The organism is Caulobacter radicis, from assembly GCF_003094615.1.
Classification (GTDB): Bacteria; Pseudomonadota; Alphaproteobacteria; order Caulobacterales; family Caulobacteraceae; genus Caulobacter; species Caulobacter radicis.
This window is the reverse complement of the sequence record NZ_QDKO01000015.1, coordinates 1-13,067: the sequence shown is the minus strand read 5'-3', so window position 1 is coordinate 13,067 and position 13,067 is coordinate 1. Positions and strand designations below refer to the sequence as shown.

Annotated in this window: 8 protein-coding genes and 1 pseudogene; 5 read left to right on the top strand and 4 right to left on the bottom strand. The window is 69.5% G+C overall.

Translation table 11 applies throughout. The annotated features are described in order from the left end of the window. Positions 1-73: 73 nt before the first annotated feature. Entirely contained in the window at positions 74-2,791 is a 2,718-nt protein-coding gene (locus DDF62_RS08815; RefSeq protein ID WP_244286766.1) for a TonB-dependent receptor, read from the bottom strand. 156 nt (positions 2,792-2,947) lie between these two features. Further along, entirely contained in the window at positions 2,948-3,643 is a 696-nt protein-coding gene (locus tag DDF62_RS08810) for a helix-turn-helix transcriptional regulator (RefSeq protein ID WP_116488777.1), read from the bottom strand. A gap of 283 nt (positions 3,644-3,926) precedes the next feature. Here DDF62_RS08810 and DDF62_RS08805 point away from each other — a divergent pair, with 283 nt between their 5' ends. From DDF62_RS08805 to DDF62_RS26475, 5 genes are read left to right on the top strand one after another with little or no spacing between them, the layout of a single operon-like run. Beyond that, on the top strand, positions 3,927-6,200 hold the full coding sequence (locus DDF62_RS08805; protein WP_165832210.1) for a TonB-dependent receptor: 2,274 nt from the start codon (positions 3,927-3,929) through the stop codon (positions 6,198-6,200). A gap of 2 nt (positions 6,201-6,202) precedes the next feature. Continuing rightward, complete coding sequence (locus DDF62_RS08800; RefSeq protein WP_116488775.1) at positions 6,203-7,147, top strand: ornithine cyclodeaminase family protein; 945 nt, start codon at positions 6,203-6,205, stop codon at positions 7,145-7,147. Next, positions 7,144-8,853, top strand: a complete 1,710-nt coding sequence (locus DDF62_RS08795; RefSeq protein WP_116488774.1) for a M61 metallopeptidase family protein — start codon at positions 7,144-7,146, stop codon at positions 8,851-8,853. Before DDF62_RS08800 ends, DDF62_RS08795 begins: the two co-directional genes overlap by 4 nt. Beyond that, positions 8,841-10,166 carry a CapA family protein gene (locus tag DDF62_RS08790; RefSeq protein WP_165832209.1) on the top strand — a complete coding sequence of 442 codons (1,326 nt, stop codon included), beginning with the start codon at positions 8,841-8,843 and terminating at the stop codon, positions 10,164-10,166. Before DDF62_RS08795 ends, DDF62_RS08790 begins: the two co-directional genes overlap by 13 nt. A gap of 1 nt (position 10,167) precedes the next feature. Then, positions 10,168-11,784, top strand: coding sequence for a M20/M25/M40 family metallo-hydrolase (locus DDF62_RS26475; RefSeq protein ID WP_116488772.1), 1,617 nt, complete (start codon positions 10,168-10,170; stop codon positions 11,782-11,784). On the opposite strand, the gene nagA is transcribed toward DDF62_RS26475, so the two are convergent. Both nagA and DDF62_RS08775 read right to left on the bottom strand, forming a co-directional pair. After that, positions 11,781-12,917 (bottom strand): N-acetylglucosamine-6-phosphate deacetylase, encoded by a 1,137-nt coding sequence (gene nagA / locus DDF62_RS08780; protein ID WP_116488771.1) that lies wholly within the window; start codon positions 12,915-12,917, stop codon positions 11,781-11,783. The two genes, DDF62_RS26475 and nagA, sit on opposite strands and share 4 nt — an antisense overlap. Continuing rightward, a pseudogene (locus DDF62_RS08775) lies at positions 12,917-13,067 on the bottom strand (SIS domain-containing protein); the annotation flags it as partial. The pseudogene DDF62_RS08775 and the gene nagA, both read right to left, overlap by 1 nt.

The following is a 13,067-nucleotide window of genomic DNA, read 5'->3' as shown; positions in this document are numbered from 1 at the left end:
GATCTCGTCGGAAGTCCGGGAAAGCGAAAGGCCCGGTTCGCGAGGGGAGGGCGAACCGGGCCTTGGCCGACGCTTAGAAGTCGTACTTCAGCGTCAGCAGGGTGGTGCGGCCGGAATTGACCACGTCGGAGATGGCCAGGCTGTTCTCGCCGACATGGGCCCAGTAGCTGTAGTTCTTGAACAGGTTGGAGACCGACAGGTCGAGCACCACGCCGTTGCCGAAGTCATAGCCGGCGTGCAGGTCGGTGCGGCGGGTCGGGCGGGTCCAGTAGTCGAGGCCGGCCACGCGGTTGTAGGCCATGACCGTCTCGCCGGCGTAATTCCAGTTCAGGTCGACCGTCAGGTTCCCGAGCACGTAGTTGAGCTTCAGATTGGCCAGTTCGTCGGGAGCGTTCTGCATGCGCTTCTTCTCGCCGCCGCCGATGTCGACCTGCGTCCACTGGCGGGTGTAGTTGGCGCCGGCGCCGAAGCCCGACAGCCAGCCCGGCAGCATGTCGAACTTCTGGTAGAGCTGGATCTCCAGGCCCTTGACGTGGCCCTCGCCGCCGTTGGTCGGCGAGACGATGGTCACGCGGTCGAAGGTCTCGCCGTTGTATTGCGTGCCGCCTGAGGACTGGCCGCCGTTCACTGTGGTGGAGCCGTTGTCGTACATGTAGTCCGACAGGCGCTTGTAGTAGACGCCGACCATCGCATAGCCGCCGGCGCTGTTGCGCCATTCACCCGAGGCGTCGAAGTTCCAGGACTTCAACGTCTTCAGGTCGGGGTTGCCGCGGGTGACGGTGATCGAGTTGTCGCCGCGCGTGGTCGTCTCCGACCCGCCCAACTGCACCAGGGCCGGCCGCATGTAGGCGCGGGTGATCGAGGCGCGATAGACCGCGTCGTCGGTCGGACGGTAGTTGGCGAACAGGCTGGGCAGCCACTCGCTATATTTGGTCGAGTTCGTCTCGAAGCGCCGGGCCTTGCTATCGTTGTTCCAGTAGGTGTTCTCGATGCTGGTGTGCTCGTAGCGCAGGCCGGGGATGACCTCGAGCGCGCCCATGTCCCACTTGCCGGTGACGTAGGCGGCCGCGACGTTCTCGTCGCCCTTGAGCGTGTTGCAGTTCAGGTAGCAGAGGTCGGCCGCGGCGGCGTTGGCGTCGAAATACTGGCGGAACAGCGAGACCAGGCGGTCGTGGTTCACCTTCGGCGCGCGGATGTCGTACAGGCCCGGATAGACGGAGTCGAAGTAGCCGGAGATCAGGCCCAGCTCGTTCCACGTCACGCCCGGCTTGCCCAGCAGGTTGGCGAAGTGGTCGTTGGTCCAGTCGTGGCTGGTGACGCGGCGGTGGCTCTGCACGTACTTCACGCCGGTCTTGATGTAGGACAGCGCGCCGCCGTCGAAGTCGCGCTGGGCGTCGAAGCGGCCGCCGAACTTCTGCTGGTTCGAGAACTGCTCGGTCAGCTGGCCCGCCCGGCGCGCCAGCAGCGCGGTCCCGGAATTGTTGATCAGGTCGCGCTGGGCCTGGGTCAGGAGCGGCATCGGATAGCCGTCCTTGTTGTAGCCGATGAACAGGCCGCTGTAGGGCGTCAGGAAGCCGGTGTTGAAGCGGTCGGACTGGTTGTTGCGGACCGAGGCCTCGATGTGGTCGGGACGGTCGTTGCCGCCTTCGGAGTAGAAGACCGACGGCGACAGGGTCCAGGCGCCCTGACGCTTGACGCCGCCCAGGGTCACGGTGCTCAGGTCCGCGTCCTCGGGGTTGGTCGTGTACCACATGCGGACCGACGAGTTGGTCAGGTTCAGGTCATAGAGGCCGGTCGCGGCGTTGAAGACCCGGGCGCGGTTCTGGACGAACTGGTTCAGGGTCGAGTTCTGCTCGGTCTCGGCGAAGGCGTAGGAGCCGCGCAGATAGAGGTCCAGGCTGTCGTCCGGACGCCAGTCCAGCGAGAAGTTGCCGCCATAGCGCTTGGTGTGGCCGGTGGAGACGCCGACGTTCAGGCCGGTCAGGGCGAGGTTGGCTTCCTTGTCCATGCCGGCCGGATTGACGCCTTCGCCAGAGTCCGTCGCCGAATGCAGATAGGCCCAGCCGCCGTCGTTCTGGGCGTTCATCAGGGCCGCGACCATCGAGTTGGCGAAGGTGCGCTTGTCGTAGAAGGCGCTGACATAGACCCCGAACTGGTCGTTTCGGCCGAAGCGACGGGCGATCTCGCCGCTGACGCCGCCGCCCAGGCCGTCCTCGTCATAGGTGCGCGCGCGGCTCTCGACGCGGCCCGCGACCGACAGCGAGGCGTAGCCGTCGCGGAAGCTGAAGGCCGAGGGCGTGATGAAGTCGATGGTGCCGCCGATGGCGTCGCCGTCCATGTCGGCGGTCGAGTTCTTGTTGACCACGATGGTCTTCAGGCCCGACGGCGGCAGCAGCGACAGCTGCACCTGGCGCGAGTAGGGCATGCCCTGGGCGACGTTGACGCCGTTGATCAGGGCCAGGGTGAACTCGGAGTTCATGCCGCGCACGCCGACGAACATGCCTTCGCCGCGCGAGGCCCCGTCGACGCCGCCGAAGAACGAGTTGCCGGTGTTCTGCACGCTGATCCCGGGCAGCAGGGCCAGGGCTTCGGCGACGTTGTGGACGGCGGTGTGCTCAAGGTCGTCGGCCGACATCACGCTGACGGCGTTGTCGCTGGCCATCTGGGTGCGCATGGCGTCGTTGCGGGTGGCGACCACGGTCACGGCGGCGACCTCGGCGGCGTCCGGGGCGGAGGCGGGCGCGTCCTCCGCGAAGGCCTGGCCCGCGCCGAGCAGCGAGAAGAGCGCCATCGAGGACGCGAGAAGCTTGGTTTTGAACGATAGCGTTTTCATCGACCGCAGGCCCTGAACCGGAGCAGAGATGCTCCCAAGCTCAAGGGACGCGGCCGATCGGCAGGCGCGCCGGAATTTTATGAATACTTCACAGTCGCCGGGCGGCGGCCCCGTTCAGGAGCGCTTGGCGCCGATCTCGTCGAGATAGTTGTAGATCGTGAACTTGGTGACCCCCAGGCGCGCGGCGACCCGTTCGACCGAGCCGCGGATCACGAACAGGCCGCGCTCGTGCATGATCGCGACGGCGGCCTTCTTCTCGGTTTTCGACATGCGGTCGACCGGCGCGCCGGCGGCTTCGAGCGCCGAGACGATGATCTCCTCGATCAGGCCTTCGATATTGCCTTCCGACCGGGGGGCGGGCAGGGGCGGCAGGACGCTCGGGACCAGGGCCGCCTGCACCTCGCGCTGGATGCGCTCGATCGCGCCCATGTCGACGTTCAGGCACAGGGCGGCTGCGGGTACGCCCTCCTCGTCGAACAGCACCACCGACGACGAGCGCAGGGCGCGTCCGTCGCCGGTCCGGGAGGTGTAGTTGGAGACCACGCGCACCTCGTTGGGATGAGCGGCCGCCTTGCTGGCGACAAGGGTGTCGAAGGCCTTGTCCTCGGCGGGGCCGGAGATGATCGCCGAGCCCACGCTGCGGCCGCTGACGTGGCCGTTGACGATCTCGATGATCGAGGATTCCGGCTCGCGCAGGTTATGGACCACCACCTCGGTGTGCTGGTTCACGGCGCATTCCAGCGCCTTGGCCACGCCCTGAAGCACGCCCAGCAGGGCCTTTTCGTCTTGCACGGCGGTCTGGTCTTTCATGCGGGGCGGCGAGCCGGGAACGAAGCGGCGTCATTCAACAGAGCGTTGATATTCCGGCCTTGTCCTGTGCGCAACACGATCGCCGTTCGGCTTCGATACGCGGTCCGGCGCCCGCCGTTTGATCAGCAATGGCCTGGAATGCATGCGAAATTTCGCACGCATCAACACGTAGTCGATGTTTTCAACAAAATGTTGAAGGTGTCTTCGTTCTGTTGCAAAGCTGTTGGCGAACATGGGTCTTGGGTCGGCGGGGGACGCCGGGCCCGACGAATTGGGGACTGCGATGCGCAACGGTTTGAAGGCTTTTCTGCTGGCGGGTTCGGGCGGCGCGTGCCTCCTGGCCGGTTCCCTGGCCCACGCCCAGGACGCGGCCGGCGACACGACGATCGGCGAGATCGTGGTGACGGCGCAGAAGAAGTCCGAGCGCCTGCTGGACGTGCCGGTGTCGGTGGCGGCGGTTACGGGTGACAACCTCTCGCGGCAGAACCTCGTGCAGGTGCGCGACTTCTACAACCGCGTGCCCGGCGTCTCGCTGAGCGGCGGCGGGACCGAGCAGCGCGCCAACGGCGTGGCCATCCGCGGCGTCACCACCGGCGGCGGCACGGCGGCCACCGTGGCCTTCGCCCTCGACGATGTGCCGCTGACCTCGGGCGCGGCCTCGGCCCAGTCGCCGCTGATCGACATCGATCCGTCCGACCTGCAGCGCGTCGAGATCCTGCGCGGCCCGCAGGGCACGCTGTACGGCGCCTCCAGCCTGGGCGGCCTGGTGAAGTACGTGACGATCGCCCCCGACACCGAACGGTTCAGCGGCCGCATCGAGGCCGGCGCCAACACCGTTTCCGGCGGCGGCGAGGGCTGGTCGCTGCGCGGTTCGGTCAACCTGCCGATCGTCAGCGAGAAGCTGGCCCTGCGCGTCAGCGGCTTCACCCGCCACGATCCGCCGTATCTCGACAACATCAACGCCAAGGCCGCGGGCGAGGACGTCAACGACAACCGTGTCGAGGGCGGCCGCGCCGCGCTGCTGTTCAAGCCGACCGACGCCCTGACCATCGACCTGTCGGTGCTGCGCCAGGAAGCCAAGTTCGTCGGCAGCCCGCAGATCCGGATCTGCCCCTCGTGCGGCACGGGCGCCTTCACCGGCGGTGTCGACTTCACGCCCTATTACGGCGACATGACGCTGAACATCGCGCCGACCAAGCGCGACGTCGACGTGACCCTGTACCAGGGCCGCGCCACCTACGATCTAGGCTTCGCCGACCTGACCTCGGTCAGCGCCTACAACCGCATCAAGTCGGCTTCCGACCTCGACCAGACCAACACCTTCGGCTTCCTGCTGTCAGCCTTCTCGGCGCCGACCGGTTCCAGCGTGTCGCTGATCAACGCCGACCAGACCAAGAAATTCAGCCAGGAGATCCGCCTGGCCTCGAAGTCGGACGGTCCGCTCGAATGGCTGGTCGGCGGCTTCTACACCCATGAGAAGATCGCGGTGGACCAGACGCTGGTCGTGCGTCCGACCACGGGCTCGGACTCGACCGCCTACGCCTCGGTGGGGCCGGCGAAGTTCGAGGAGAAGGCGGCGTTCGCCGACGTCACCTACCACTTCACCCCGGTCTTCGACGTGCAGGCCGGCGTGCGCTACTCGTCCAACGACCAGGACAGCGCCTCGACCACGACCATCGCCCCGCAGGCCGTGCGCTTCTTCGGCCCGACCTCGTCGGTGCCGCAGGCCAAGTCGTCGGACGACGCGGTCACCTGGCTGCTGACGCCGCGCTACAAGATCTCGCCCGACACCATGGCCTATCTGCGCATCGCCACCGGCTATCGCCCGGGCGGTCCCAACAGCTCGGGCGTCTCGGGCATTCCGCTGTCGTTCCAGTCCGACAGCGTGGTCAGCTACGAAGCCGGACTGAAAGGCGTGATCCGGGCGGCGCGCTTCACCTACGAGGCCGCGCTGTTCCGGGTGGATTGGGACGACATCCAGCTCCTGACCACCGACGTGGCCTCGCAGTTCACCTACTACACCAACGGCTCCACCGCCCGCAGCCAGGGCCTGGAGTTGTCGGGCCGCTGGGCGCCGATCGGCGGCCTGTCGTTCGACGGGGCCCTGACCCTGCTGGACGCCAAGCTGTCGGACGACCTGAAGGCGCCGGCCGGCGCCTCGCCGATCTATGGCGACAAGGGCGACCGCCTGCCGGGCTCGGCCAAGGTCTCGGCCAGCCTGTCCAGCGACTACGACTGGTCGATCGGCCACGGCTTCTCGGCCACGGTCGGCGCCAGCGTGGCCTATGTCGGCGAGCGCTACGGCGACTTCGCCAACGTCCTGTCGACGACGACGGGCAACACCGCCTACGGTTCGCGTATCAAGCTGCCGTCCTACACCACGTTCGATGTACGCGGGGGGATCTACAACGCCGACTGGCGCTTCACCGCCTACATCAAGAACCTGGGCGACGAGCGCGGCGTCGTGGAAGCGACCACCCGTGGCGGAACCAGCGCGCCGCAGGCCATCTTCCTGCAGCCGCGCACCGCGGGCGTCTCGCTGAGCCGCAGCTTCTAGGCATGCGGTTCTTCGACGAAGCCGCCGTCCTGCAACGCCTCGATCTCGATGGCTGCCGGACGGCGGTGCGTGAGGCGATGGTGGCCCTGTCGGCGGGGCAAACCCGGCAACTGCCCCGCTCGATCATCCCGATCGGCGCGGGGCGGCTGTTCGGCCAGATGCCGGGCGCGCTGCTCAACGGCGGCTATTTCGGCGCCAAGCTGATCAGCGTGTTCGCCGAGCCCGACCGTCCGGGGCGCAGCGCCCACCAGGGCGTGGTGGTGCTGTTCGACGCGCAGAGCGGCCAGGCGGTCTGCGTCGCCGACGCCGGCGCCATCACCCAGATCCGCACCGCCGCCGGCACGGCGGCGGCCACCGACGCCCTGGCTCTGCCGGACGCCGAACGCCTGACCCTGATGGGCCACGGTCACCAGGCCAGCGCTCACATCGAGGCCCTGGCGCGGGTGCGAGCGCTGAGGGAAGTCCGCGTCTGGGGGCGATCGCTCGAACGCGCCCAAGCCTTCTGCGAACAGATGTCGGCGGCGACGGGCCTGTCCGTTGTCGCCGTCGAGGACGCCCGCGAGGCCGTCGCCGACGCCCAGATCGTCTGCACCGTGACCGGCGCGGTCGAGCCGGTGCTGATGGCCGAATGGCTGACGCCGGGAACCCATGTGAACCTGGTCGGCGCCAGTGTCGCCTCGGCCGCCGAGGCCGAGGCCGCCGTGGTGTCGGTCGGGCGCTACTTCGTCGAGAGCCGCGAGTCGGCGCGAAACGGAGCAGGGGAGTTCCTGCGCGCCATCGCCGCCGGCCTCGTCTCTGAGGACTGCATCCAGGCCGAGATCGGCGAGGTCTTCGCCGATCCGGCGGTAGGGCGGCGGTCGCCTTCGGACATTACCGTGTACAAGTCGATCGGCCACGCCGTGCAGGACCTGGCGGCGGCGGCCTATCTCTACGAGCAGGTGCGATGACCTTGAGAACCCGTCTGCTGGCCGGGCTGGCCGCCGCCTTCATCCTGGCGCCCGCCGGGGCCAGCCTGGCCCAGCCTGCGCCGTCGCTGGACGTACGCCTGACGCCGAGCCGCATGGACGAAGCCAAGGGCGCAGGCGGCCTGGCGGTGGAACTGCGGTTCTCGGATCTCTCGGTCCAGGCCGGGGCGCCGCTGCTGACCCTGCCGCTGGTGATCGCCAACACCGCGACCGTCGCCGACACCCTGACCGGCCTCACGGCCACCGACGCCGACGGCGAGGTTCCGCTGACCGTGCGGGACGATCCGCCCAAGGGCATGGTCTGGTCGCGCCACTGGCTGGCCGGACGCGCGACGCGCGGTCCCGTCGTTGTCCGCTACCTGGCTCCCGTCGACAACACTCCGCCCACGCGCGGCTCGGGTCCGCCCTACGCCCTGCGCACCGAAGGCGGCGGTGTCTCGGGCGTCGGCAACACCTTCGTCCTGCTGCCGGAAGATCAGGTCGCGCGCCGCATCCGCCTCAGCTGGGACCTCGGCGCCCTGCCCAAGGGCTCGACGGCGACCTCCAGCTTTGGCGAGGGCGACGTCGCCCTGCCGGACGGTCCGGCCAGCCAACTGGCCTCGACGGTGTTCATGGCCGGGCTGATGAAACGCGAGCCGGCGGTGGTGTCCGAGACCGGTTTTTCGGCCGCCTGGATGGGGACCCCGCCGTTCGATCCGGCGCCGCTGATGGCCTGGACCAACCAGTTGCACGGCTGGATGAGCGGCTTCTTCCACGACAAGGCCGTCCCGCCGTACCGCGTCTTCCTGCGCTACAACCCGATCAACGCCGGCGGCGGCACGGCCCTGACCCGCTCGTTCCTGACCACCTACGGCGCGGACACCAAGGGCGACAGCCTCAAGGGCACGCTCTCGCACGAGATGGTTCACACCTGGACCGACTCCGACGCCGGCCAATGGTACGGCGAGGGGATCGCCGTTCACTACCAGGGCCTGCTGCCGTTCCGCGCCGGCCTGCTGTCGGCCGACGAATTCCTGGAAGACCTCAACGACACCGCGCGGCGCTACTACGCCAATCCGCTGAACGGCACGCCCGACCACGAGATCATGCCGCGCTTCTGGGAGGACAGCCGCATCCGCGTGCTGCCCTATGACAGGGGCGGGCTCTATTTCGCGGTGCTGGACGGCAAGATCCGTCGCGCCAGCGGCGGCAAGCGCTCGGTCGACGATCTGGTGCTGGAGATGAACCGCCGCTTCGCCGCCGGAGAGAAGGCCGACGACGCGGCCTGGGTCGCGCTGCTGGCTGGCGAGCTGGGCGAGGACGGCCGCAGGCTGCACGAGGCCATGCTGGCCGGCGGCCTGATGCTGCCGCAGGCCGAGGACTTCGGACCCTGCTTCACCCGCACGACTGCCAAGGCCCGCCGGTTCGAGCTGGGCTTCGAGCCCCGGTCGCTGGTCGGCACGACCAAGACCATTCGCGGCCTGATCCCGGGCTCGGAAGCGGCCAAGGCCGGGCTCCGGGACGGCGACGTCGTCACCTATGCGGTGGCGCTGGATGGCGTGCAGGGCGATCCGGCCGCGACCCTGACCTTGAAGGTCACGCGCGACGGCAAGATCTTCCCGCTGACCTACCTGCCGCGCGGCGAGACGGTCGAGGTCTATCAATGGGTCCGCAAGCCTGGGACCGAGGGGATGAAATGCGTCTACTGATCACCGCGCTCCTGGCCGCCTCCGTCGCCGGTGCGGCGGCGGCTCAAGCGCCCGCCACCGTCAAGGACGGCTTCTTGCTGGCCGTGACCGGCGACCTGATCGGGCCCGAGCATCCGATCACCGGCCTTGGCGATCCCGGCACGCTGCGGATCGAGCGCTTGCTCTCCGGCGCCGATGCGGCCTTCGGCAACCAGGAAGGCGCGATCTTCGACTTCGACAAGTTCCCTGGCTGGCCTGCCGCCCAGAATGGCGGCGGCACGCCGGTCAATGACGCGGCCGTCGCCTTCGACCTGAAGGCCATGGGCTTCAAGCTGATGTCGATGGCCAACAACCACGCCACCGACTTCGGCGTGGAGGGCATGGCGCTGACTCAAGGGGCGCTCGACGCGGCCGGCGTCGTCCATGCCGGCACGGGCGACAGCCTGAGCGCGGCGCGCAAGCCCGCCTACGCCAGGACCGCGCGCGGCACGGTGGCGCTGGTCTCGTTCGCCGGCAGCTATACCGACATCTCCCTGGCCGCCGACGCCAATCCGGCTCGCGGCTTTCGCGCTCGCCCAGGCCTGGCGCCGCTGCGCTCGCGCGAGCTGCAGCGCGTCACGCCCGAGCAGATGAAGACCCTGCGCGAGGTCGCCGCCCGCTCGGCGACGCCCGACGCGACCAAGAACCCGGAAGTGTTCAGCGCCGCCAAGACCGGCGACGAGCTGACCATCGGCCGCACCACCTTCCGCGTCGACGGGCGTCCGGGCCTCAGTTACGACCTAGACGCTGGCGACCGGGCCGCCGCCCTGGCCAGCGTCAAGGAGGCGCGGGGCAAGGCGGACTTGGTGCTGTTCTCGATCCACGCCCACGAGACCGCCTCGTCCGACCCCGAAGACATCCGCCCGGCCGACTACATGCCGGCGCTGTTCCACGAACTGATCGACGCCGGCGCTGATGCGGTGGTGCGCCACGGTCCCCACGCCCTGCTGGGGGTCGAGATCTACAAGGGCCGGCCGATCTTCTACGGCATGGGCAGCCTGATGTTCCAGGTCGGCGACAAGAACCGCCAATTCCGCGGCTTCACCCTGCCGGCCGAGTGGTACGACGGCGCCGTGGCGGTCAGCGAGTATCGCAATGGCCGCGTCGCCGTGATCCGCATCCATCCCTTTATCCAGAACCTCTCGGACGAGCGCCTGCAAGGGACGCCCAAGTCGCCGTCGCGCGAGGACGCCCAGCGGATTCTCAAGCGGATCCAGGCCGCCTCGGTGCAGTTCGGCACGCGCATCGACATCGAGGACGACGTCGGCGTGATCCGCGTGCCGGCTGAGCGCTGAGATGAGGCTGGCGCGGCGGCAGGCCCTGGCCGGTCTTGGCGCGCTGGCTCTGGCCCCGAAGGCGCTGGCCCGCGAGGCGCCGGTTCCCGATCTCGCCCTCTACCAGGCGATCCGCGATGAGGGTCTGACGCGCGGCCAGGCGATGACCTTCGCCACCAGCCTGGTCGACGAGGTCGGCGCCCGGCTGATGGGATCGCCCAGTATGCGCCGGGCCTATGACTGGGCGCTGGCGCGGATGCGGGCGCTGGGCCTTGGCGACCCCCGGCTCGAGCCGATCGGCCCGTTCGGCCTTTCCTGGCGCCAGACCCTGGCCTGGGCGCGGATGACCGCGCCCGACGCCGTCCAGTTCACCGCCGTGGCCAGCCCCTGGTCGGTGGCGACCAAGGGCGCGGTCGCCGGTCAAGCGGTCGCCGTGCGTCTGGACAGCGACGAAGACCTCGAACGGGCGAAGGGAACGCTCGCCGGCCGGATCGTGCTGCTGGGGGCGCCCAAGTCTGCTTCCGCCGAAGGTTCGGCCATCGTCCGCTACAGCGACGAGCAGGTCGTGAAGGGCGACGCTGCGCAGGCCGTGCGCGCCTACTACCGCACCGTGGTCGAGCGACGCGCGCGCCAGGGATGGGAAGGGTTGTTCAAGGCCCGCCGCAACGCCTTCCTGGCGGCCGAGGGCGTGGTGGCCGTGCTGATCGACGGCGGCGGCGCCGAGCCGGGCGCCATGGTCGTCGACGGCTCCGAACTCGGCGGACGTCCCTGGCTGGCGGCCGAGCGGCCGTTCTTTCCCGCGCTCTATGTCGATGGAGCGTCCTATGCGCGCTGCTGGCGCCTGGCGAAGGCTGGCGCGGCGCCGCGCCTGGAACTGGAAATCGCCACCGAGGAAGGCGATCCCGCCGAGCCCGGCTACAACGTCGTGGCCGAGTTGCCGGGACAGGATCCGGCCCTGAAGGCCCAGGTGGTCCTGGCGGGCGCGCATCTCGACAGCTGGGCGGCAGGCGCTGGCGCGGCCGACAACGGGGCGGGCGTGGCCGCGACCCTGGAGGCGATCCGCATCCTGCGCGCGGTCGGGGCCCGGCCGCGCCGCACCATCCGTGTCGTACTCTACGGCGGCGAGGAGCAGGGGCTCTACGGGTCCGAAGGCTATGCCAGGCAGCGGCTGGGCTGGATCCCGCGCTCCACCGCGCCCGAGCAGATGGCCCTGCCGGTCGAGGGGCGACGGGCCAAGATCGGTCCGCTTCGCAAGGGGGCGGAGTACGAGGACTTCAGCGTCGCCTTCAACCTGGATGGCGGTTCGGGTCGCGTTCGGGGCGTGTTCACCGGCGGCAATCCGGCCCTTGCCGAACTCTATCGCGCCTGGACCGCGCCGCTGAAGGATCTGGGCGTGCTGGCCGTCTATGACGGGCCGCACTGGCCCGCCGACCAGTCGACCTTCACCGAGATCGGCCTGCCGGGGATCTCGTTCCTGCAGGATCCGCTCGACTACGACGGCCGGGCCCACCACACTAGCCTCGACACGCTGGAGCGCCTCTCGCCGGGCGACCTGGCGCAGGCCGCGACCGTGCTGGCGATCTTCCTGATCAACAGCGCAAACAGCGACGCGCGGGCGCCGCGTCCCGCGCCGACCTAGCCCCGCCCGTCGATCCAGGTCCTGACGACGTTGCGCTGGTCGTCGAGCAGGACGAGGTCGGCGGCCATGCCGGGGGCGATGGTTCCGCGCTGGGCGGCAAGGCCCAGGAAGGCGGCGGGGGCGGCCGAGGCGATCATGACGGCGTCCTGCAGCGACAGGCCCAGCATGTCGACGGCGTTGCGGACGGCGCCGATCATGTCGAGGTCCGAGCCGGCCAGGGTGCCGCCGGGGCCGACGCAGACGCCGTCCTGGACGGTGATGGCCTGGCCTTGCAGGACGAAGCGCTTGTCGGCCATGCCGACGGTGGGCATGGCGTCGGTGACCAGCATGAAGCGGTCGAGCGGCCGGGTGCGCAGGGCGATGCGGAGCGTGGCCGGGTCGACGTGGCGGCCGTCGACGATGATCCCGCACCAGGCCCGCTGGTTCTCCAGGGCCGCGCCGACGGTTCCGGGCGCGCGGCTGGTCAGCGGCGACATGGCGTTGAAGAGGTGGGTGAAGCCGGTCAGGCCGGCCTCGAGCGCGGCCTTGACGGTCTCGTAAGCTGCGTTGGTGTGGCCGGCGGCCACCACCACCCCGGCGTCGGCCAGGCGGCGCACCATGTCGGGGGTGGTCGTCTCGGGGGCCAGGGTGACCAGGGTCTTGCCGCGTTTCAGCGAAGAGAGCAGCCTGATCGCCGCCTCGTCGAGGACGCGGAACTTGTCGGCGTCGTGGATGCCCTTGCGCTGGGCGTTGAGGAACGGCCCCTCGATATGCACGCCCAGCACGCCGGGAACGCCGGCCTCGATGGCGGCTTCGGTGGCCCGCATGGCCGCGTCGACGACCTCGAGGTCGTCGCTGATCAGGGTGGGCAGGAAGCCGGTCGTGCCGAACGGGCGGTGGGCCGCGCCGATGGCGGCGATGGTCTCGACGGTGGGCGCGTCGTTGAACAGCACCCCGCCGCCGCCGTTGACCTGGGTGTCGATGAAGCCGGGAACCAGCAGGCCGCCCGCCAGGTCCTCGACCAGGGCCCCGGCCGGAATCTCGGCGCGGTCGACGAGGCTAAGGATGATCCCGTCCTCGACCAGCAGGGCCTGGCCGTCGACGACGCCGGCGGGCGTCATGACGGCGGCGTTGATGAGCGCGGTGACGGGCATCAGACGGTCTTGGTCACCTTGTTGAGGTGGGGCGGGCGGTCGGGATCGTAGCCGCGCGCCACCGACAGCCCCGCGGCCATGCGGTAGAAGCTCTGCACGGCCAGGATCGGCTCCAGCACCGGATGGCCCGTCCCAGTGGGCAGGGTGGTG